Here is a 20227-nt window from a genome sequence, read left to right as displayed (position 1 = left end):
AGGCCCACAACGCCCCACCGGGCGTGTCGGCCCCTCTCCCCCACGCGATCTTGCACTTTCGGCCCGGGACGGAAGCCGCAGACCGGGACATTCCACGGTCCGAAAGTGCAAGATCGCGGGGCGGGTGGGGTGGGGTTACGTCATGTTCGCGAGGAACTCGCTGTAGAACAGGCCCAGGGCTATGGCCACGCCGATGCCGGCGATGATCCAGAACCGGACCACGATGTTGACCTCGCTCCAGCCGGCCAGCTCGAAGTGGTGCTGCAGCGGCGACATCCGGAAGACACGTTTGCCAGTGGTGCGGAACGAGATGATCTGGATCACCACGGACATCGTGATGATCACGAAGAGGCCACCGATGATCGGCAGCAGCAGGATGGTCCGGGTGGACATCGCCATGCCGGCGATCAGGCCGCCCAGGCCCAGCGCGCCGGTGTCACCCATGAAGATCCGCGCCGGGGACGTGTTCCACCACAGGAAGCCCACACAGGCCCCGGCCGCGGCCCCGGCTATCAGCGCGATCTCCAGCGGGTCCCGCACGGCGTAGCAGTACGACTGGGTGTAGCTCGGGTCGGCGCACCAGTGCCGGTACTGCCAGAACGCGATGAGCGCGTACGCGGCCAGGACCATCACCGAGGCGCCGGTGGCCAGACCGTCCAGGCCGTCGGTGAGGTTCACGCCATTCGTCGCGCCCATCACCACGAAGATGAAGATGATCACCGCGCCGACCTTGCTGACCTCCAGGGCGTCGATGTCCCGGATGAAGCTCAGCGTGGTGCTGCCGACCGTCTCGGTGTTCGTCACCGCGCCCGAGGCGTCCGTCATGGTGCTCGGGAAGTACAGCGCCACCACGCCGAACACCGCGCCGACCAGGATCTGGCCGAGCAGCTTGCCACGCTTGTTCAGCCCGGCGCTGTTGCGCTTGCGCACCTTGAGGAAGTCGTCGAGGAAGCCGACCGCGCCGGAGAACACCATCAAGCCCAGCAGCACCAGCGCGGTGATCGTCGGCTCGACCTGGGCGATCTGCGCGTCCGGCAGGGTCGTCAGGGCCAGGTGTCCGGCCACGTACGCGATGACAGTGGCCAGGATGAAGACCACGCCGCCCATCGTGGGCGTGCCCTTCTTGCCCTGGTGCATGGCCGGGCCGTCGGAGCGGATCGGCTGACCGGCCTTGAGCCGGGTGAACACCTTGATGGCGATCGGGGTGCAGAAGAGCGAGACGAGGAAGGCCACCCCGATGGCGACGATGACCGCCCTCATCGGGTGGATTCCCCGGCGGCGTCGGCGCGCAGCGCGTCGACCACCTCCCAGGTCCGATACCGGGAGCCCTTGACCAGGACGACATCGCCCGGCCGTAACTCGCTCCGCAGCACCTCGACGGCCGCCGCCTGATCGGTGAGCAGCACCGACTCTCCTCCCCAGTTTGCTACCGCTGTCGCGCCTTCGTGGATCGGCGCGGCCGGCTCACCCACCACGAGCAGCCGGTTGACGCCCAACTCGGCCGCGAGTCGGCCGACCTCAAGGTGGCCGTCGCGCTCGAACGGGCCCAGCTCGGCCATGTAACCGAGCACCGCGACGGTACGCCGCCCCTCGCCGAGGCTGGCAAGCGCCCGCAGCGCGACAGCCATCGAGGCCGGGTTGGCGTTGTACGAGTCGTCGATGACAGTGACCCCGTCGGGCCTGTCGAAGACGTCCATCCGCCGGGTCGAGACCAACACCAGCTCGCCGAGCGCCGTGGCCAGCTCGGCGAGCGGCATGCCCAACTCCCGGGCGACCGCTGCGGCGGCGAGGGTGTTGCCGACCTGGTGGCGGCCGGTCAACCCGAGCCGTACCGGCGCGCGCCCCTCCGACGTCACAAGGGTGTACGACGGGTGCCCGCGCTCGTCGAGCGTGACGTCCTCGGCCCGTACGTCGGCGTCCGCCGCCTCGCCGTAACGCACCACCCGTGCCCGGGTGCGGCTCGCCATGGCGGACACCCGTGGGTCGTCGGCGTTGAGGACGGCCAGCCCGTCGGGCGGCAGCGCCTCGACCAGTTCGCCCTTGGCCTGCGCGATTGCGTCCTGGGAGCCGAACTCGCCGATGTGCGACGTCCCGACGTTGAGCACCACCGAGATCCGGGGCGGCACCAGCTCGCACAGGTAGCGCACGTGCCCGATCCCACGGGCGCCCTTCTCCATCACCAGGTAGCGGGTGCCCGGGTCGGCCTGCAAGGCCGTGTACGGGTGCCCAAGCTCGTTGTTGAACGAGCCGGGCGGCGCCACAGTGGCCCCGAGCCGGGTGGCGAGCTGCCCGATCAGGTCCTTCGTGGTGGTCTTGCCCGACGAGCCGGTCACGCCGATCACTGTCAGCTCGGGCAGCCGGTCGACAGCGGCACGGGCCAGCCGGCCCATCGCGGCGAGCGCGTCGTCGACAAGCACCATCGGCACGCCGGGCACCTCGCGGGTGCCGAGCACCGCCACCGCGCCCGCCGCCATCGCCGTGTCGGCGTAGTCGTGCCCGTCGACCTTCTCACCGGGGAACGCCACGAAGAGCGATCCGGCCCCCACCTTGCGCGAGTCGAACTCGACAGGGCCGGTGACTGTGGCGGTCGGGTCGGCGGCCACGAGCCGCCCCTGCACCGCCTCGGCCACCTCGGCCAGGCTCAGGGCGATCATCGCTGACCCGCCGTGTCGCCGAACCGTGCCCGCAGCGCGCCGGCCAACTCGACGCTGTCGTCGAACGGGAACACCTCGCCGGCAACCTCCTGGCCCCGCTCGTGGCCCTTGCCGAGCAGCGCGATGACGTCGCCCGGCTCGGCGAGCCGGACCGCCTCGTCGATAGCGGCCCGGCGACCTGCCACCTCGATGATCCGGGCGGGCGTGCCTGCCGCGTACGCCCCGGCGAGCACCTCGGCGCGGATCTCCGCCGGATCCTCGGTACGCGGATTGTCGTCGGTCACCAGCACCACGTCGGCCCCCTCCGCCGCGGCGGCGCCCATCACCGGCCGCTTGCCCCTGTCCCGGTCTCCGCCGGCACCGATCACACAGATCAACCGGCCGGCGCTCAGCTCGCGCAGCGCCGCCAGCGCCGCCACTATCGCGTCGGCCTTGTGCGCGTAGTCGACGACCCCGCGCACAGGCCCGGCGACGTCCACCAGTTGCAGTCGACCGGGTACGCCACCGCAGGCGGCCACGCCGGTCGCCGCGGTATTCGGGTCCACCCCCGCGCCCACGAGCGCGGCGATGGCCAGCAGCGCGTTGGCGATGTTGTGCCGGCCGGGCAGCGCCACTCCGGCGGCCAGCGCCACGCCGTCCGGGCCGTGCGCGGTGAACCGCTGCGCGTACCCCTCGCCGCCCACACTGTCGGCCCACCAGGTGGCGTCCTGGTCGCCGGCCGCCGAATAGCTGACCGTCGCCGGCTTGTAGAGCGGCTTGAGCGCCGCGTCGTCGTGGTTGAGCACCTCGACCGCGCACCGACCGTCGAAGAGCTGCGCCTTTGCCGCGAAGTAGTCGGCCGTGTCGGCGTGGAAGTCCAGGTGGTCGGAGCCGAAGTTGGTGTAGCCACCGACGGTGAACCGGACCCCGCCCACCCGGCCCATCGCCAGCGCGTGGCTGGAGACCTCCATGACGACGGCTGTCACCCCGCGCTCGCGGGCGGTGGCAAGCATGGCGTGCAGGTCCGTCGCCTCGGGCGTGGTGCGCACGCTGTCGATCACCAGGTCGCCGAGTCGGGTCTCCACGGTGCCGATCAGCCCGGTGGTGTGCCCGGCCGCCCGCAACCCCGACTCGATCAGATACGCGGTGGAGGTCTTGCCCGCCGTGCCGGTCACGCCGATCACTGTGAGCGCGGCCGTCGGATCGCCGTAGACGGCCGACGCCAGCTCGCCGAGCACCGCTCGCGGGTCCGCGACCACGAGCGTGGGCAGGCCGGCCCCCGCTGCCAACTCGGCACCGGCCGGGTCGGTCAGCAGGGCCACGGCACCCGCCTCGGCCGCCCCGGCGGCGAACTCCGCGCCGTGCCGGCGGGCACCGGGCAGGGCCGCGTACAGGTCGCCGGGGCGGACCTCCTGGCTGGCGTGGGTCGCCCCGGTGACGACCACGTCGGCGGCGTCCGCCGGAAGGTCGACAGCGATCCGGGCGGCGAGATCACCGAGCCGTAGGCCGGTCACGGTACGTGGACGTGGATTGCCGGGCACGGCGTCAGACCCTACCCGGTCGTCCGGTTCCGGCCGCACAGCCGCCCCGGTGGTTCGTCGGCACTCACCGATGATGTCCCGCCATTGCTGCTCAGCGCGGATAGACCACGAACTTGGGTGCCGAACCACTTGCCGAAGGCGGAATCCGGTTGTGACGCAGCGTGAACTGCATCATGTCCCGGAAGGCCGGTCCGGCGATCGCCGCGCCCCCACCGGAGGGCGCGTACACGAAGACGGCGATCACGTACCGCGGCTTCTCGGCGGGCGCCATGCCGATGAAGGAGGACACCTCGCCGGGCTGCTTCTTGCCGTCCACGAGCCGCCAGCCGGTGCCGGTCTTGCCGGCCACCCGGTAGCCGGGGACGGCGGCTGTGACACCGGTGGCGCCGTCGACGGTGGTGACCGCCTCCAGCATGGTGCGCAGGGCCGCCGCGTTCTGCGGGCTGAGCACCGAACGGGTCACCGGGGTGGGTCCGGGGGTGCGCTTGCCGTCCGGGTCGATGGTCTCCTTCACCAGGTGCGGCTGCACGTACGTGCCGTCGTTGGCGATGGCGGCGTACGCGGCGGCCATCTGCAGTGGCGTCGCGTCGACGCTGTGCCCGATCGGCACCGACCCGCGCGACGATTCGCTCCACTCGTCGGCGGGCAGCAGCCGCCCGCTGGCCTCGCCGGGAAGACCCTCTCGGGTGGGCTGACCCAGCCCGAACCGCTTCTGGTAGTCGATCAGCCGGTCCGGCCCGAGCCGGTCGGCGATGGTGATGGTGCCGACGTTCGACGAGTAGGCGAGCATCCCCGGAATGCTCATCTTCCGGCCGTTGGCCCGGTGGGTGTCGGAGAACCAGGTGTCGCCCTTCTTGATGCTGTTGGCGATGGGCAGCGTCGTGTCCGGGGTGATCACCCCCTCCTGGAGCGCCGCACCGAAGGTGATCGCCTTGTGCACCGAGCCGGGATCCACCACGAAACTCGTCGCGGCGTCCTCCCGGGCGACCGGGTCGCTGTCCGCGGGCTTCTTCGCGTCGTACGTGGGATGACTCGCCTGGGCCAGCACCTCACCGGTGGGCACGTCGATGATCACCGCCGCGGCGGTGCCACCACGCTGCTGGGCCATCCCCGCACTGAGGATCTGTTGCGTCTTGAACTGGAGGTCCCGGTCGATGGTCAGGCACAACGAGCTGCCCGGATTGGCCGGAGTGGTCTTGCTGTAGCCGCCGGGGATCGGCGCGGCCAGGTCGCTGCGGCCTGCCTCGTACACCCGTTTGCCGTCCTGACCGGCGAGCTGCTCGTCGTAGCGGGCCTCCAGCCCTTCCAACCCGACCATGTCCTGGCTTGTGAAACCGATGAGGTTGGCCGCCAGGTCACCGCCGGGGACCTCGCGGCGCTCGTCGCGGTGCACCCCGATGCCGGGCAGTTCCAGCGCCAGCACCTGCTTGGCTGTCGGGATCTCCACACCGCGCGCCAGGTACTCGAACCGGGACGGGTTGCCGTTCTCCAGCTTGCGGGGCTTCATGAGCGTGGTGAGCTTGGAGGCCGGGATGCCGAGCAGCGGGGAGAGCGCCTTCGCCGTGGCGGGCCCGTCCTTGATCTCGACCGGGTCGGCGAAGACGTACCGCGCCTCGACGCTGTGGGCGAGCGGCTCGCCGGTGCGGTCGTAGATCGCCCCGCGCGGCGCTGGCAGTTCCACGGTGCGGGTCCGGTCGGCGACGCCCGCCCCGGCGTACGCCGGGGCGTCGACCGCCTGTAGGAAGATCAGCCGGATCCCGATGGTGACGAACAGCGCCAGGGTGAGCACTGTGCCCAGCCGCAGCCGCAGGCGCGGGTCGGCGAGCTTCGGCGGGCGCGGCGGCTTGCGTGACGGCCGCCGGGCCGCCGGGCGGTCGGTGCGGCCGGGCGTCCTCGGCGTGGTCCGGCGACGCGGCGGCGGCTCGTCGCCGGCCGGGCGTCGCGGGGTACGCGGCGCGACGGTGCGCACCACGCCGCCACGTCCGGCGGCCGGGGCGTCGCGCCGGCCGGACCGGGCGGCGGCGCGACCGCCGTCGAGCACCTGCAACGCGGGGCGGAACGGGTCGCCGGACCTGGTGCTCCGCGGGGTACGTCGCTGCTCGGCGCCCCCGCTGCGCGCTGGCGTGCCGCGCTCCTCGCGGACCGTCCGACCCCTCGGGGTGTACGCCCGCGCGCCGGAGATGCCTCCGATGCCCGGCTCGTCGGCCCGAGGCTCCCCGTCGGCGGGGTTGGCGTCACGCGAAGAGCCGCGCCGGGCTCCCTTGGGATCCCGGCGCGGCTCGTCCGACCTTGGCGGCACCGGTCAGCCTCCCGCACCCTGACTGGTCACCGACGGCTCACCGGTCGCCGGCTTCGGCACGCCGATGGACTTTCCGTCCGGCAACCGGATGTACGCCGGCTCGACGTCCACCAGGCCCAGCCGCCGCGCCTCGGCGGCCAGGTTGCCGGGTGCCTTCGCCTCGGCGATCTGCTTGTCCAACTGCTGCTTCTCCAGGTCCAGCCGGGCCTGCTGCTGCTGCAGCTTCTCCAGCCGGAACGCGTTCTCATTGATCTTGGTGTTGACCGCCAGGATGCCCAGCACCCCGCCGACGACCAGCACCACGATCAGCGCCGCGAACGGCGCACGCGGCACCGACACCGGCGGCGGCGGTGCCACCCGCAGCCGGGGCGGGCGGGCGGTGGGCGCGGCGGTGGCCTTCTCGGCCGGTCGCAGCGCGGCGCTGCCCTGGGTGGGGAACTCGCGCGCCCCCCGGGCGCGAGCCTCCCCCTGCCGGTTGACTCGATCGATGCGTGGCGTACCGTTCTCCACGCGCGTGGCTCGCTCCGCCGCGGTCCGGCCCCCCGACCGCGGTGCGCGCTGCCCGCCGCCGGTTACGCCCCGGCGGTCGCGCTTGTCAATGCTCATGTCCCCTCCCCCTCAACGTCCGTCCCTCTGTGGGTCGACGTCTGCGGACCCCCCACGGATCACGCAGACCCCGTCCCCGGTTGGTGCATCCCCTTCACCCGTCGGCGGGACCGTTCGCGGTCGGTCCGCCCCTGCTCTGTCGCGTTCGGATCGAGTCGTTCCGCTGCCCGTAGCCGCACCGAGGCGGCACGCGGGTTCGCAGCGACCTCCGCCTCCCCGGGAAGCTCCGCGCCCCGGCTGAGCAGCCGGAACGTCGGACCTGACCCGGGAAGCTCGACCGGGAGGTCGATCGGGCCCTTGCTACGGACCCGTTCCGCGAGCGCCGCCTTGGTGAGCCGGTCCTCCAGCGAGTGGTAGGACAGGACCACCATGCGACCGCCCACGGTCAGAGCGTCGAGCGCGGACGGCAGCGCTGTCTCCAGCGCTGCCAGCTCTCTGTTTACCTCGATCCGCAAAGCCTGAAACGTTCTCTTTGCCGGGTGTCCACCCGTTCGTCGCGCTGGTGCCGGAATGGAATCCCGAACCAGCTCCGCCAGCCGCGCCGACGAGGTGATCCGGGCACGTTCCCGCTCCCGGATGATCGCCGAAGCGATCCGGCCGGCGAACTTCTCTTCGCCGTAGACCCGCAGCACACGGGCCAGATCCGGATGGCCGTAGGTGTTGACCACCTCCTCGGCGGTCACCCCCCGCGTCTGGTCCATCCGCATGTCAAGCGGGGCGTCCTGCGCGTAGGCGAACCCGCGGTCGGGCGCGTCCAACTGCAACGACGAGACACCCAGGTCGAACAGGATCCCGTCGATGCCCGGATAACCCAGCCGGGCCAGCACGTCCGGCAACTCGTCGTAGACGGCGTGCTCCAGGTGCACCCGGTCGGCGAAACGCGCCAGCCGGACCCGCGCGTGAGCGAGCGCCTCGGTGTCCCGGTCGAGCCCGATCAGGACCGTCTCCGGGTGCGCCTCCAGCACCGCCTCCGCATGCCCGGCTAGGCCGAGCGTCGCGTCGACGTGGATCGTCCGGCCGCCTCGACCCAGCGCGGGGGCCAGCAGCTCGAGGCACCGCTCAAGCAGCACCGGCACGTGCGTGCCGCGTAGCTCCCCCATGTTGACCCCCACTGGTTGAAACGTCCGTTCTTCTCCTGCGTCTGTCGTGGCGACGGCGCTGCCGTCGTACCGCCAGATCCCCATCCGCTCCCGCCGGCCACCGGACCACCCGATGACTGGATCGTGCGCCTGGCACCGGGGAAGGGATGCCAGGAACTCGAAAGCGGCTGGAGATCTCGCAGTACGTCGGGCGCCGTTCCGCCCTACAGTCCGCCGGGCAGCACCCCCTCCTCGATGTCGGCGAAGTCGTCTTCGCTCTCGGCGAGGTAGGTCTCCCAGGCGCCCTTGTCCCAGATCTCCACCCGCGTGCTCGCGCCGATCACCACAAGGTCCCGGTCGAGCGCGGCGTACTCCCGCAGGTGGGCGGGGATGGTTACCCTGCCCTGCTTGTCCGGCACCTCGTCGTGCGCGCTGGCGAAGAAGACCCGGCTGTAGGCCCGGGCCGCCTTGTGTGTCATCGGCTGCGCGCGCAACTGCTCCGCGATGCGCTGGAACTCAGGTGTCGGAAAGACATAGAGACAGCGATCCTGCCCTTTGGTGACCACGACACCCCCCGCCAGCTCATCCCGGAACTTCGCCGGAAGGATCAACCGGCCTTTGTCGTCCAGGCGCGGAGTATGGGTGCCGAGGAACATCGGCCCAACCCCCTCGCCCTGAAGCGGCGTTCGCGGCGCCGCTGACCCCCCGGGCCGGTGAGCCCTCCCGGCCTCACCATCGGGCCCCACTCTACTCCACTTCCCTCCACCTGCAACCAGAATCGCCCGCGTGGCGTGGCCGATCCCCGGGTAAAACAGCACGTCACGCGGGGTGGAGCGGAGTGGAGGGCTGGAGGGCCCACCGGGCGCGGTCCGCTTTCCGACATAGATCGACTCCGTCCGGTGGAGGTCGACCCGGCCGCCCACACACCCACCACGGCCGAACGGTTCGGCGTCGGCGGCGATCTGGCGGGGTCACCGGTCCGGTAACCTCGCTCGCGTGACGGACGCGAAAATGCCCCTACGGGCGAAGGTGGCCAGCTCCGTGTCACGGACCGCCGCAGCGCTCTCCCGGGCGGCCGGACGTGGCGACGGTTCGGTGATCGGCGGGTGGATCGGGCTGAAGATCGACCCGGATCTACTGGCGCACCTGTCGGCCGGACGCGCCATCGCGCTCGTCTCCGGCACCAACGGCAAGACAACCACCACCCGGCTGACAGCCGCCGCCGTCGGCGTGCTCGGGCGTGTCGCCACCAACTCCTTCGGCGCGAACATGCCCACCGGGCACACCTCGGCGTTGGCGAAGGCCGGCAGCACCCCGTACGCGGTGCTGGAGGTCGACGAGCACTACCTCGCCCAGGTGCTGGAGTCGACAGAGCCGCACGTGGTCGCGCTGCTGAACCTCTCCCGCGACCAGCTCGACCGCGCCAAGGAGGTCGCCATGATGGCGCAGCTCTGGCGTGCGGCGCTGGTCCGGCACACGAACGTACGGGTGGTGGCCAACGCCGACGACCCGATGGTGGTGTGGGCAGCCACCCCGCCCGCCGACCCGGCCAGCGGCATCAACCCGCCGCACGTGACCTGGTTCAGCGCCGGCCAACGCTGGCACGACGACTCCTGGGTCTGCCCCGAGTGCGGTTCCACGATCCAGCGCTCCGGTGACCAGTGGTGGTGCACCGGCTGCGCGCTGCGCCGACCGGAGCCGCAGTGGGTCGTCGAGGACGAGGGCGTGCTCGACCCCACCGGCGCCTGGCACAAGGTCTCCCTCCAGCTACCCGGCAAGGTCAACCTCGGCAACGCGGCGACCGCGCTGGCCGTGGCAGCCGAATTCGGCGTACGCCCCGTCGACGCGGTGTCCCGCCTCGGCATCGTCACGTCGGTGGCCGGCCGTTACGCCCAGGTAGAGAAGGACGGGCGCAACATCCGGCTGCTGCTGGCCAAGAACCCGGCCAGTTGGCTGGAGGCGTTCGACATGGCCGACGAGGCGCCGACACTGCTCTCCATCAACGCGCGCGACCCCGACGGGCTGGACACCTCCTGGCTCTTCGACGTCGACTTCGCCCCGCTGCGCGGGCGGCAGGTGTTGATCACCGGCGACCGGGCGTACGACCTGGCGGTCCGGTTGGACGTCAACGACGTGCCGTTCCAGCATGTGCGCACCTTCAGCGACGCGATCCGGTCGGTCCCGCCCGGGCGACTGGAGGTCATCGCGAACTACACCGCGTTCCAGGACATCCGAGCGGAGTTGGACCGTGTCAACTGAGAGCCTGCGCATCGTCTGGATCTACCCCGACCTGCTCTCCACCTACGGCGATCGGGGCAACGCGCTGATCCTGGCCCGGCGGGCCCGCCAGCGCGGCATGCCGGTCGAGGTGCTGGAGGTCCGTTCCGACCAGCAGTTGCCCGCGACCGCCGACATCTATCTGGTCGGCGGCGGTGAGGACGGCCCGCAGGCGCTGGGTGCGCAGCGGCTGATCGCCGACGGCGGCCTGCACCGGGCGGTCGCCCAGGGCGCCGTGGTGTTCGGCGTCTGCGCCGGCTACCAGTTGCTCGGCACGTCGTTCTTCGCGAAGGGCGTGCAGTGCCGTGGCCTGGAGTTGCTGGACCTGCAGTCCGACCGTGGCCCCAGCCGGGCCGTCGGCGAGCTGGCCGGTGAGATCGACCCTCGCCTGGGCCTGCCCGCGTTGACCGGTTTCGAGAACCACGGTGGCCGCACCCACCTCGGCCCGGAGGTCTCCCCACTGGCCCGGGTCAGCGCCGGCGTCGGCAACGACGGCACCACCGAGGGCGCCTGGCGCGGCAAGCTGCTCGGCACGTACTCGCACGGCCCCGCGCTGGCCCGCAACCCGGCCCTGGCCGACCTGCTGCTGCGCTGGGCCACCGGGGCGCACCAGCTCCCGCCGCTGGACGACACCTGGTCGGACCGGCTCCGCGCGGAGCGTCGCACCGCAGTGGCCGCCGCCCGGGCATGATCCGTGCTGTCCGACGGCTGCTCCGGCAGCCGTCGGCCGCCCGGTTCGCCCTGCTCGTACTGCTGATCGCCACCTGCGGACTGCTGCTGCTCCTGGTGCCCCGACCCGATCTGGCGGAGCTTCCCCGGCTTGCCGACCAGCTCGGTGACCTAGCCCCCGTGGCGGCGATCGTCGGCGGGGCGCTGCTGCTGGTCGCGCTGGTCCCCCGGACCTTCGTCACGCTGGCCGCCGGCGCGATCTTCGGCCCTCTCGAAGGTGCCGCCTACGCCCTGGGCGCCGCTCTGGTGGCGGCGGCCATCGGGTTCACTGTCGGCCGGCTGCTCGGTCGGGAGTTCGTCGCCGAGCGGGTCCGCGGCAGACTGGCCCGCCTCGACAGGTGGTTCGCGCGGCAGAGTGTGTTCGGGGTGGTCACCGTCCGGCTGCTGCCGATCGCCGGCTTCGGGCTGGTCAGCTACGGCTACGGCACCACCGCCGCCCGGCTGGCGCCGTTCCTGACCGGCAGCGTGATCGCGTCCGCGCCCACCGCCTTCGGGTACGCAGCGATCGGCGCGGCCGTCAGCACCCCAGGCCAGATCAACTGGTACGCCGCCGCCCCGGCGAGCCTCGGCCTGATCGCCAGCCTCGTGCTTGTCCACCAGTGGTGGCGCGCCCAACGACGGGGTGCCCCAGGTCCGACCGGCTGACCGCCGTACGGCACCGCACACACCAGTGAGCGTGATGACTCACAGGTATATATATACCTGTGAGTCATCACGCTCGTCTCGACGTCCCGCCTCGGCGGAGGTGACGCCGGCGTCAGGCGACCACGGAGACCATTCGGCCCGGGACCACGATGACCTTGCGGGGTTCCTTGCCGGCCAGGGAGGACGCCACCGCTTCCAGCGCTGCCGCGCGTACGGCCTCCTCGGGCGAGTCGGCCGGGACCTCGATGCGGCCCCGGACCTTGCCGTTGACCTGCACCGGATACGTGACGGTGTCGGCCACCAGCAGTGCCGGGTCGGCGGTCGGGAAGTCCGCGTACGTCAGCGAGGTGTCGTGGCCCAGCTTGCGCCACAGTTCCTCGGCCACGTGCGGGGCGAACGGCGCCAGCATCAGCACCAGCGGCTCGGCCACCTCACGGGGCGTCGCCGACAGCCCGGTCAGCCCGTTGGTCAGCTGGATCAGCTTCGCGATAGCCGTGTTGAACCGGATGCCGTCCATGTCGCCACGGACCCCGTCGATCACCTTGTGCAGCAGCCGGCGGGTCGCCTCGTCGGCCGGGTCGTCGGTGACCCGCACCGCGCCGGTCTGCTCGTCGACGATCGCCCGCCAGACGCGCTGCAGGAACCGGTACGAGCCGACCACTGCCCGGGTCTCCCAGGGGCGGGACACCTCCAGCGGGCCCATCGACATCTCGTACACCCGGAAGGTGTCGGCGCCGTACGCGGCGCACATGTCGTCGGGGGTCACCACGTTCTTCAGGGACTTGCCCATCTTGCCGTACTCGCGATTGACCACCAGGTCGTCCAGGTAGTACGCGCCGTCGCGCTCGACGACGTCCTCGGCCTGCACGTAACTGCCGCGCGAGTCGGTGTACGCGTACGCCTGGATCATGCCCTGGTTGAACAGCTTGCGGAACGGCTCGAACGACGACACGTGCCCCAGGTCGAACAGCACCTTGTGCCAGAACCGCGCGTACAGCAGGTGCAGCACGGCGTGCTCGGCGCCGCCGACGTACAGGTCGGTGCCCCCGCAGTCGCCCTCGCCGCGCGGGCCCATCCAGTACCGCTCGTTCTCCACGTCGACGAAACGCTCGGAGTTGGTCGGGTCCAGGTAGCGCAGCTCGTACCAGCAGGAGCCGGCCCACTGCGGCATCACGTTGGTCTCGCGGGTGTAGCGCTTCGGGCCGTCGCCCAGGTCCAGCTCCACCTCGACCCAGTCGCGGCGACGCGACAGCGGGGTCTCCGGGTTGGAGGCCGCGTCGTCCGGGTCGAACGTCTTCGGGGAGAAGTCCTCCACCTCCGGCAGCTCGACGGGCAGCATCTCCTCCGGCAGGGCGATCGCGGCGCCGGTCTCGTCGTAGACGATCGGGAACGGCTCACCCCAGTAGCGCTGCCGGGAGAACAGCCAGTCCCGCAGCCGGTAGGTCACCGCGCCCGTACCGTGGCCGTTGGCCTCCAGCCAGGCGATGGTCGCCGCCTTGGCGTCGGCGACCCCCAGGCCGTTCAGGTCCAGGCCGCGCTCGGGCGCGGCGCTGTTGATGGCCGGGCCGTCACCTGTGTACGCCTTGCCGTCGAAGCCCTCCGACGGCTGCACGGTACGGACGATGGGCAGCTCGAAGACCTCGGCGAACGCCCAGTCCCGCTCGTCCTGCGCGGGCACCGCCATGATCGCGCCGGTGCCGTAGCCCGCCAGCACGTAGTCGGCGATGAAGATCGGGATCTGCCCGCCGGTGACCGGGTTGGTGGCGTACGCGCCGATGAAGACGCCCGTCTTCTCCTTGGAGTCGGACTGCCGCTCGACGTCGGTCTTGGCGGCGGCGTCCTTGCGGTACGCCTCGACGGCGGCCCGGGGGTTGGCGTGCCCGCCGGTCCAGGCGTCCCTGGTGCCCTGCGGCCAGACGGCCGGCACCAGCGCGTCGACCAGCTCGTGCTCGGGCGCCAGCACCATGTAGGTGGCACCGAAGATGGTGTCCGGTCGGGTGGTGAACACCCGCACCGGCGCCTGCGCGGTCGGGAAGTCGATGTGCGCGCCCGTGGAGCGACCGATCCAGTTGCGCTGCATCAGCTTGATCGGCTCGGGCCAGTCCAGGCTGTCCAGGTCGTCCAGCAGCCGGTCACCGTACGCGGTGATCCGCATCTTCCACTGCTTCAGGCTGCGCTTGAAGACCGGGAAGTTGCCCCGGTCGGAGCGGCCGTCGGCGGTGACCTCCTCGTTGGCCAGCACGGTGCCCAGCCCGGGGCACCAGTTCACCGGCGCCTCCGAGACGTACGCCAGCCGGTGGTCGTCGACGACCTGGCGGCGCTCGGCGACGCTCAGCTCCGCCCAGGGGCGGCCATCCGGGGTGGGCCGGTTGCCGCCTTCGAACTCGGCGATCAGCTCGGCGATGGGCCGGGCCTTCGCGGCGTCGCGGTCGTACCAGGAGTTGAAGATCTGCAGGAAGATCCACTGCGTCCAGCGGTAGAAGTCGGTGTCGATCGTCGCCACCGAACGCCGCTCGTCGTGCGCCAGACCCAGCCGACGCAGCTGCACCTTGTACCGCTCGATGTTCTGCTCGGTAGTGGTCCGCGGGTGGGTTCCGGTCTGCACCGCGTACTGCTCGGCGGGCAGGCCGAACGCGTCGAAGCCCATCGCGTGCAGCACGTTGCGCCCGGCCATCCGCTGGTAGCGGGCGTAGCAGTCGGTGCCGATGTAGCCCAGCGGGTGGCCCACGTGCAGGCCGGCACCCGACGGGTACGGGAACATGTCCAGCACGTACAGCTTCTCCGCGCCGGCTCGCGGGTGACCCGGGTCGGCCAGTGGGCCGCTCGGGTTTGGCGCGTGGAAGGTGCCCTCGCGCGCCCAGGTGTCCTGCCAACGGACTTCGATCTCGTCGGCCAGGGCCGCTGTGTACCGGAACGGGGGGATGTCGTCCGCCGGTGCGGCTGCCTCACTCATCGTCTCTCCTCGCTTCACTTCGCTTCGTCTCGGCACCGCCGGGCCGGGCCGGTCCTCTCGGCGCCACCGGCGGCGAGCCGGCGGCGGGCACGAAAAAGCCCCTCGCGCAGGAGGGGCCGCCGTGCTGTCGCGCGATCAGCGCATCAGCACGGCCCGGTAAGAAGCAGGAAGACTCCGGCCATGTCCGGCAGTGTACCCCTGTCCCGAGGCGGACAGACCGGACCCCGCACCGGCCGGATCCGATCCCCCGACTCGGCGAATATCCGTACGTAACCGACCGACTACCTGCGGGGGTCGGCGATAACGACAAACATGGTTAGCCTGAGAGGCCAGTGAGATTCCTGCGGCAAACGAGGCTCGGCGTCGCGAACCCAACGGCGGGTCCAGGTGCTCTCAACAGAGCTGCCGTGACGGCGACGAGGAGGAGGCCCGTGACACAACAGACCTGGGACGAGGTGGGCGGCCTACTGCCGCACGACGAGTTCCGCGCCGCCAGCGAGGCCATTGTGGCCAACATCGAGCAGGTCATCGAGGGCAAGACCGCCACCGTGCGGCTTGCCCTTGCCGTCCTCCTCGCCGAAGGACACCTCCTCATCGAAGACGTTCCCGGCGTCGGGAAGACCAAGCTGGCCAAGGCCCTCGCTCGGTCCATCGACTGCACGGTGCGGCGCATCCAGTTCACCCCCGACCTTCTGCCCAGCGATGTCACCGGCGTCAGCGTCTACAACCAGGAGACGCACGACTTCGAGTTCCGTCCGGGTGCCGTCTTCGCCAACCTCGTCGTTGGCGACGAGATCAACCGGGCGTCGCCGAAGACCCAGTCGGCGTTGCTCGAGTGCATGGAGGAACGCCAGGTCACCGTCGACGGCGTGACCTACCAGCTGCAGACCCCGTTCATGGTCATCGCCACCCAGAACCCGATCGAGATGGAGGGGACGTACCCGCTGCCCGAGGCGCAGCGGGACCGGTTCACCGCCCGGATCGCGATGGGCTACCCGGACGTCAGCGCCGAGCTGGCCATGCTCGACGGGCACGGTGCCACCGACCCGCTGCACGAATTGCGCCCGGTCTCCGACGCCAACATCGTCCGGCAGCTCATCTCCACCGTCCGGCAGGTGCACGTCGCGGACGCGGTCAAGCAGTACGCGATCGACCTGGTGACCGCCACCCGCGAGGCCCCCGACCTGCGCCTCGGCGCGTCCCCCCGGGCGACCCTGCAGCTGCTGCGTACCGCCCGGGCGGTCGCCGCCCTGGAGGGCCGCGACTACGTCCTCCCCGACGACCTGCAGGCCCTGGCGGTGCCGGTGCTGGCCCACCGCATCATCCCGACGGCCGACGCGCAGCTCGCCCGGCGTACCACCGACGCGATCGTCTCGGAGCTGGTGCACCGGCTGCCGCTGCCGCACGACCGGCAGCGCAACCCGTACGACACCCGGCCCGCCACCGGCAACGGTCGCGCCCCCTACGAGCCGCGGAGGCCGTGACGTGCGTGCCGGGCTGCGCGGTCTGACCACCCGCGGGCGCTCGTTCCTGGCCGCCGCGGCGGCGGCGGCCATCTCGGCCTTCATCCTGGGCGAGAAGGACCTGCTCCGGGTGGCCGTACTGCTGGCCATCCTTCCGCTGCTTGCCGCCGCCTACGTGGGGCGCAGCCGCTACAAGTTGGCCTGCAACCGGTCGCTGGACCCGCACCGGGTTCCGGTCGGGGCGAACTCGCGGGTGGTGCTGCGCCTGCAGAACCTGTCCCGTCTGCCCACCGGCACGCTGCTGCTGGAGGACCGGCTGCCCTACGCGCTGGGCAGCCGGCCACGGGTCGTGCTGGAGCGGCTCGGCGCCCACCAGGCCAGCTCCGTCGCGTACACGGTGCGCGCCGACGTGCGTGGCCGCTACGACGTGGGCCCGCTTGTGGTCCGGATGACCGACCCGTTCGGTCTGTGCGAGCTGACCCGGGCCTTCCCCAGCACCGACCACCTGACGGTCATCCCGCAGGTCACTCCCCTGCCGTCGGTCCGGCTCCCCGGGGAGTACGCGGGCAGCGGCGACAGCCGGGCCCGGTCGGTGGCGGTGCACGGCGAGGACGACGCGGCGACCCGGGAGTACCGGCGCGGCGACGACCTGCGCCGGGTGCACTGGAAGTCGACAGCGCGCACCGGTGAGCTGATGGTGCGCCGCGAGGAGCAGCCGTGGGAGAGCCGGGCCACTGTCGTCCTGGACACCCGCGCGTACGGCCACCGGGGTGACGGGCCGACGGCGAGTTTCGAGTGGGCGGTCTCCGCGGCCGCGAGCATCGCCGTGCACCTGCGCCAGTCCGGCTACAAGCTGCGCCTGGTCACCGGCTCGGGGGTGGACGTGGACGCCTCGGAGGGCGGCGGCGACGGTGTGCTGCTCGACCATCTCGCGGAGGTCCGGCTGGACCAGCGGGCCGAGCTGGCGGGCCTCGTGCAGCGGGTACGTCAGCGTGCCGACGGCGGTCTGATCATCGGGCTGTTCGGCGCGGTGAGCGTGGCCGAGGCCGAGTTGCTGGCCGGGCTGCGCGGCAACGGCGCGACGTGCGTCGGGTTCCTGTTGAACAGCTCCGGGTGGCTCAGCCTGCCGGAGAAGGCCCGCGCCGAGGCGGAGCACGCGCACGGCGCCGCCGTGCTCGCCATGGTGCAGAGCGGTTGGCGGGTGGTCGGCGTCGACCACGGTGGCCGGCTGCCGGCGCTCTGGCCGCAGGCGGGCCGGGGTTCCCAGGGCTTCGCTCTGCGCGCCGCGCTGGCCGAGACGGTCGCCGGCGGCGTGCGATGAACGGAAGGTCCCCCTCATGATCGCCAGTCGGAACATCGGTGCGGTGGCGGCCGCTGCCACGCTGCTCGCCGCCGCGCCGCTGTCGGCCATCTTCCAGAGCTGGACGTGGCTGATCCAGTCGGCCATCGCGGTCGCCGTGGTGGCCGGGGTCGCCGCCCTGACCCGGCTGGTCCGGGCACCTCTCTGGGGTCAGGTGCTCGGCATGCTGGCCGCGCTGACGCTCGCGCTGACCTGGCTGTTCCCCAGCGGTGGCGAACTGTTCGCCGTCCTGCCCACGCCGACCACGTTCGGGCACTTCGCCGACCTGCTCGGCGGCTCCATGCAGGACATGCGCTCGTACGGCGTCGAAGTTCCGGACACGGACCCGCTGCTGTTCATCACAGTGCTCGGTGTCGGCGGGGTGGCCGTGCTGGTGGACGTGCTGGCCGTGGGTATGCGCCGGCCGGCGCTGGCAGGGCTGCCGATGCTCGCCATCTACTCGGTGCCGGTCGCCGTCTACGTGGACAGCGTCCCCGCGCTGCCGTTCGTGATCGGCGCCGCCGGATACCTGTGGCTGCTGGTCAGCGACAACGTCGACCGGGTCCGGCGGTTCGGCCGCCGGTTCACCGGCGACGGCCGCGACGTCGACGTGTGGGAGGCGTCGCCGCTGGCCTCTGCCGGCCGCCGGCTCGCCGTGGTCGGGGTGGTGGTGGCGGTGGCGCTGCCACTTGCGGTGCCCGGCATGACCGGCGGGCTGCTCGACAGCCTCGGTGGCTCGGGCAACGGCTCGGGCAACGGCCGCGCGGGATCGGGAGGGTCGACGGGTCGGATCGACCTGTTCGCCTCGCTCGCCGGCCAGCTCAACCAGTCCGAGGTGGCAGACCTGGTCAAGGTGACCACCTCCGAGCCCAACCCGTTCTACCTGCGCTACGCGGTAGCCGACGAGCTGCGCCCCACTGGTTTCCAGGCTCGTAATCCGAGTGGCCGGCCGGCCAACCGGGACCTGCCGGATCCGACCGAGCGGGCCGGCCGAGGGGTGCAGCAGACCAGCTACCGGGCGACCGTCGAGGTCACCAAGAGCCTCAACATGTCGCTCATGCCGGTGTACGCCGAGCCGGTACGCACCGAGGACCTCAACAGCAACTGGCTCTACGACCCCAACCAGCAGGTCGTCTTCTCCAACCGGGAAAACTCCCGGGGCCGCAAGTACTCCTTCGACTACATCCGTTCGACGTACACGCCTGCCGCGCTGCGGGCGGCCCAGCCGTTGGCGGCCGACCACCCGGTACGCCGCCAGCTCACCGCCACCCCCGGGCCGGTGCCCGAGGTGGAGGAGCTGGTCAAGGGGCTGATCCAGGGCAAGCGCACCGACTACGACCGGGTGCTGTCGATCTACCAGCACTTCTCGTCGGACAACGGGTTCAGCTACCGGCTCAGCACCGAGAGCGGCAGCAGCGGCCAGGACATCGTCGACTTCCTGACCAACAAGGTCGGTTACTGCCAGCAGTACGCGGCGGCCATGGCCTGGCTGGTCCGCTCGGCGGGAATCCCGGCACGGGTGGCGTTCGGGTTCACCAACGGCAGCAAGCGCGACGGCGAAACGTACACGCTGACCAACCTCAACCTGCACGCCTGGACCGAGGTCTACTTCGGCGGGATCGGCTGGGTGCCGTTCGACGCCACTCCGGCGTACGGCGTACCGGGCTCGACCCGTTCGGCCTGGGCTCCGGACACGGACGCGCCGGAGCCGTCCGCGCCGCAGAGCGGTGCCACTGACACCCCGACCGACGCTGACCCGTCCGCCGGCCCGGCCGGGCCGGACAACGCCGACCGGGACACCGACTCCGGGCTCTCCCTCGCCGGTGAGGAGCCGGCCGAGCAGGCACCGGTGTGGCCGTGGTGGGCTGCCGGTCTGCTGGCCCTGATGGCGCTGCTGGCGGTGCCGGCTCTGCGCCGGATGGCGTTGCGCCGGCGGCGGGGTGCCCGGGCCGGCGCAGCGGTGACCGCCACCACCAGCGGCGAGGTCCAGCCGGCCGACGGGGCACCTGTGGTGGTGGTCGGCCCGGATGCCAACCGTGCCCGCGCGGACGCGCACGCCGCCTGGGCGGAACTGCTCGACACGATGGTCGACTTCAAGGTCCTTGTCGACCGCACCGAGACACCTCGGGCAACAGCGGACCGGCTGATCCGGGACACTCTCACCGACGACTCGGCGGCGGTCGGGGCGGCACGGCTGCTCGGCCGGGCGGAGGAGCGGGCCCGGTACGCGCGGGACCCGCTGACCGGTGAGCCGTTGCTGCCGGCGCTGCGCGCGGTGCGCGGTGCGCTTGCCACCCGGGCGGACCGGCGGACCCGTCTGCTGGCCGCCGTACTGCCGCCGTCGGTGCTGCTGCGCTGGCGGGTCGGCATGGCGGACACTTCGGGGCGTCTGGTGGCGCTGACCGGGCGGGCCCGCTATCGGCTCCTGCGCTGGAGCCCGCGTCGGATTCTGGCAGACCGCGCGGCCCGCTGAGCCCGACCGGCCGCGCGGCCCGCTGAAGTCGAGCGGCCGCGCGGCCCGTTGGAGTTCGGCCGGCCGCGCGGCCCGTTGAACTCAAGCGGCCGTGCGGCCTACGTTCGGTTGGTGCTCGGTCGTGCAGGGGGCGCGCGTCCGCTGATCGCATCAGCGCATGGTCGTCAGCCACAACGACAGGCCCGGCGGA

14 protein-coding genes are annotated in these 20227 nt (G+C 71.8%); 6 read left to right on the top strand and 8 right to left on the bottom strand.

Going from position 1 to position 20227, the window contains the following annotated elements:
- Window positions 1-135: 135 nt before the first annotated feature.
- The 7 genes from mraY to mraZ form a co-directional block, all read right to left on the bottom strand.
- Window positions 136-1260, bottom strand: coding sequence for a phospho-N-acetylmuramoyl-pentapeptide-transferase (mraY, locus tag ADK66_RS21500; protein ID WP_053658091.1), 1125 nt, complete (start codon window positions 1258-1260; stop codon window positions 136-138).
- Entirely contained in the window at window positions 1257-2654 is a 1398-nt protein-coding gene (gene murF / locus ADK66_RS21495) for a UDP-N-acetylmuramoyl-tripeptide--D-alanyl-D-alanine ligase (protein ID WP_053658089.1), read from the bottom strand. Before murF ends, mraY begins: the two co-directional genes overlap by 4 nt.
- Window positions 2651-4213, bottom strand: a complete 1563-nt coding sequence (locus ADK66_RS21490) for a UDP-N-acetylmuramoyl-L-alanyl-D-glutamate--2,6-diaminopimelate ligase (protein ID WP_082377589.1) — start codon at window positions 4211-4213, stop codon at window positions 2651-2653. The genes murF and ADK66_RS21490 overlap by 4 nt, the downstream gene beginning before the upstream one ends.
- Window positions 4214-4265: 52 nt before the next feature.
- The gene (locus ADK66_RS21485; protein WP_053658087.1) at window positions 4266-6473 is read right to left on the bottom strand and encodes a penicillin-binding protein 2; all 2208 of its coding nucleotides are present in this window, start codon (window positions 6471-6473) and stop codon (window positions 4266-4268) included.
- 3 nt (window positions 6474-6476) lie between these two features.
- On the bottom strand, window positions 6477-7079 hold the full coding sequence (locus ADK66_RS21480) for a hypothetical protein (RefSeq protein ID WP_053658085.1): 603 nt from the start codon (window positions 7077-7079) through the stop codon (window positions 6477-6479).
- A gap of 59 nt (window positions 7080-7138) precedes the next feature.
- Window positions 7139-8179, bottom strand: coding sequence for a 16S rRNA (cytosine(1402)-N(4))-methyltransferase RsmH (rsmH, locus tag ADK66_RS21475; RefSeq protein WP_053658338.1), 1041 nt, complete (start codon window positions 8177-8179; stop codon window positions 7139-7141).
- Between the two features lie 203 nt (window positions 8180-8382).
- Entirely contained in the window at window positions 8383-8814 is a 432-nt protein-coding gene (mraZ, locus tag ADK66_RS21470; RefSeq protein ID WP_053658083.1) for a division/cell wall cluster transcriptional repressor MraZ, read from the bottom strand.
- A 355-nt stretch (window positions 8815-9169) separates the two neighbouring features.
- Here mraZ and ADK66_RS21465 point away from each other — a divergent pair, with 355 nt between their 5' ends.
- From ADK66_RS21465 to ADK66_RS21455, 3 genes are read left to right on the top strand one after another with little or no spacing between them, the layout of a single operon-like run.
- Window positions 9170-10417, top strand: coding sequence for a MurT ligase domain-containing protein (locus ADK66_RS21465; protein WP_053658081.1), 1248 nt, complete (start codon window positions 9170-9172; stop codon window positions 10415-10417).
- On the top strand, window positions 10407-11126 hold the full coding sequence (locus ADK66_RS21460) for a type 1 glutamine amidotransferase (RefSeq protein ID WP_053658079.1): 720 nt from the start codon (window positions 10407-10409) through the stop codon (window positions 11124-11126). Before ADK66_RS21465 ends, ADK66_RS21460 begins: the two co-directional genes overlap by 11 nt.
- Window positions 11123-11809, top strand: coding sequence for a TVP38/TMEM64 family protein (locus ADK66_RS21455; protein WP_157552746.1), 687 nt, complete (start codon window positions 11123-11125; stop codon window positions 11807-11809). The genes ADK66_RS21460 and ADK66_RS21455 overlap by 4 nt, the downstream gene beginning before the upstream one ends.
- 112 nt (window positions 11810-11921) lie before the next feature.
- Here ADK66_RS21455 and leuS read toward each other — a convergent pair whose 3' ends face one another.
- Window positions 11922-14762 (bottom strand): leucine--tRNA ligase, encoded by a 2841-nt coding sequence (gene leuS, locus ADK66_RS21450; protein ID WP_053658075.1) that lies wholly within the window; start codon window positions 14760-14762, stop codon window positions 11922-11924.
- A 431-nt stretch (window positions 14763-15193) separates the two neighbouring features.
- Between leuS and ADK66_RS21445 the strand changes: the two genes are divergently transcribed.
- From ADK66_RS21445 to ADK66_RS21435, 3 genes are read left to right on the top strand one after another with little or no spacing between them, the layout of a single operon-like run.
- Entirely contained in the window at window positions 15194-16246 is a 1053-nt protein-coding gene (locus ADK66_RS21445; protein WP_053658073.1) for a MoxR family ATPase, read from the top strand.
- Window position 16247: 1 nt separating this feature from the next.
- The gene (locus ADK66_RS21440; protein WP_053658071.1) at window positions 16248-17546 is read left to right on the top strand and encodes a DUF58 domain-containing protein; all 1299 of its coding nucleotides are present in this window, start codon (window positions 16248-16250) and stop codon (window positions 17544-17546) included.
- 16 nt (window positions 17547-17562) lie between these two features.
- A complete protein-coding gene (locus ADK66_RS21435) occupies window positions 17563-20037 on the top strand; it encodes a DUF3488 and transglutaminase-like domain-containing protein (protein ID WP_053658068.1) in 2475 nt (824 codons plus the stop codon).
- Window positions 20038-20227: the final 190 nt, after the last annotated feature.

The sequence above is a fragment of the Micromonospora sp. NRRL B-16802 genome, assembly GCF_001279555.1.
Lineage (GTDB): Bacteria > Actinomycetota > Actinomycetes > Mycobacteriales > Micromonosporaceae > Micromonospora > Micromonospora profundi.
Note: the sequence above shows the minus strand (reverse complement) of the source record. Positions and strands in the feature narration are given on the sequence as shown.

What these genes read in the sequence shown, in the direction of transcription:
- ADK66_RS21465 (WP_053658081.1), top strand. Translation starts at nt 9,170, where the DNA reads ATGCCCCTACGGGCGAAGGTGGCCAGCTCCGTGTCACGGACCGCCGCA.
- leuS (WP_053658075.1), bottom strand. Translation starts at nt 14,762, where the DNA reads ATGAGTGAGGCAGCCGCACCGGCGGACGACATCCCCCCGTTCCGGTAC.
- rsmH (WP_053658338.1), bottom strand. Translation starts at nt 8,179, where the DNA reads ATGGGGGAGCTACGCGGCACGCACGTGCCGGTGCTGCTTGAGCGGTGC.
- ADK66_RS21480 (WP_053658085.1), bottom strand. Translation starts at nt 7,079, where the DNA reads ATGAGCATTGACAAGCGCGACCGCCGGGGCGTAACCGGCGGCGGGCAG.
- murF (WP_053658089.1), bottom strand. Translation starts at nt 2,654, where the DNA reads ATGATCGCCCTGAGCCTGGCCGAGGTGGCCGAGGCGGTGCAGGGGCGG.
- mraZ (WP_053658083.1), bottom strand. Translation starts at nt 8,814, where the DNA reads ATGTTCCTCGGCACCCATACTCCGCGCCTGGACGACAAAGGCCGGTTG.
- ADK66_RS21455 (WP_157552746.1), top strand. Translation starts at nt 11,123, where the DNA reads ATGATCCGTGCTGTCCGACGGCTGCTCCGGCAGCCGTCGGCCGCCCGG.
- ADK66_RS21435 (WP_053658068.1), top strand. Translation starts at nt 17,563, where the DNA reads ATGATCGCCAGTCGGAACATCGGTGCGGTGGCGGCCGCTGCCACGCTG.
- mraY (WP_053658091.1), bottom strand. Translation starts at nt 1,260, where the DNA reads ATGAGGGCGGTCATCGTCGCCATCGGGGTGGCCTTCCTCGTCTCGCTC.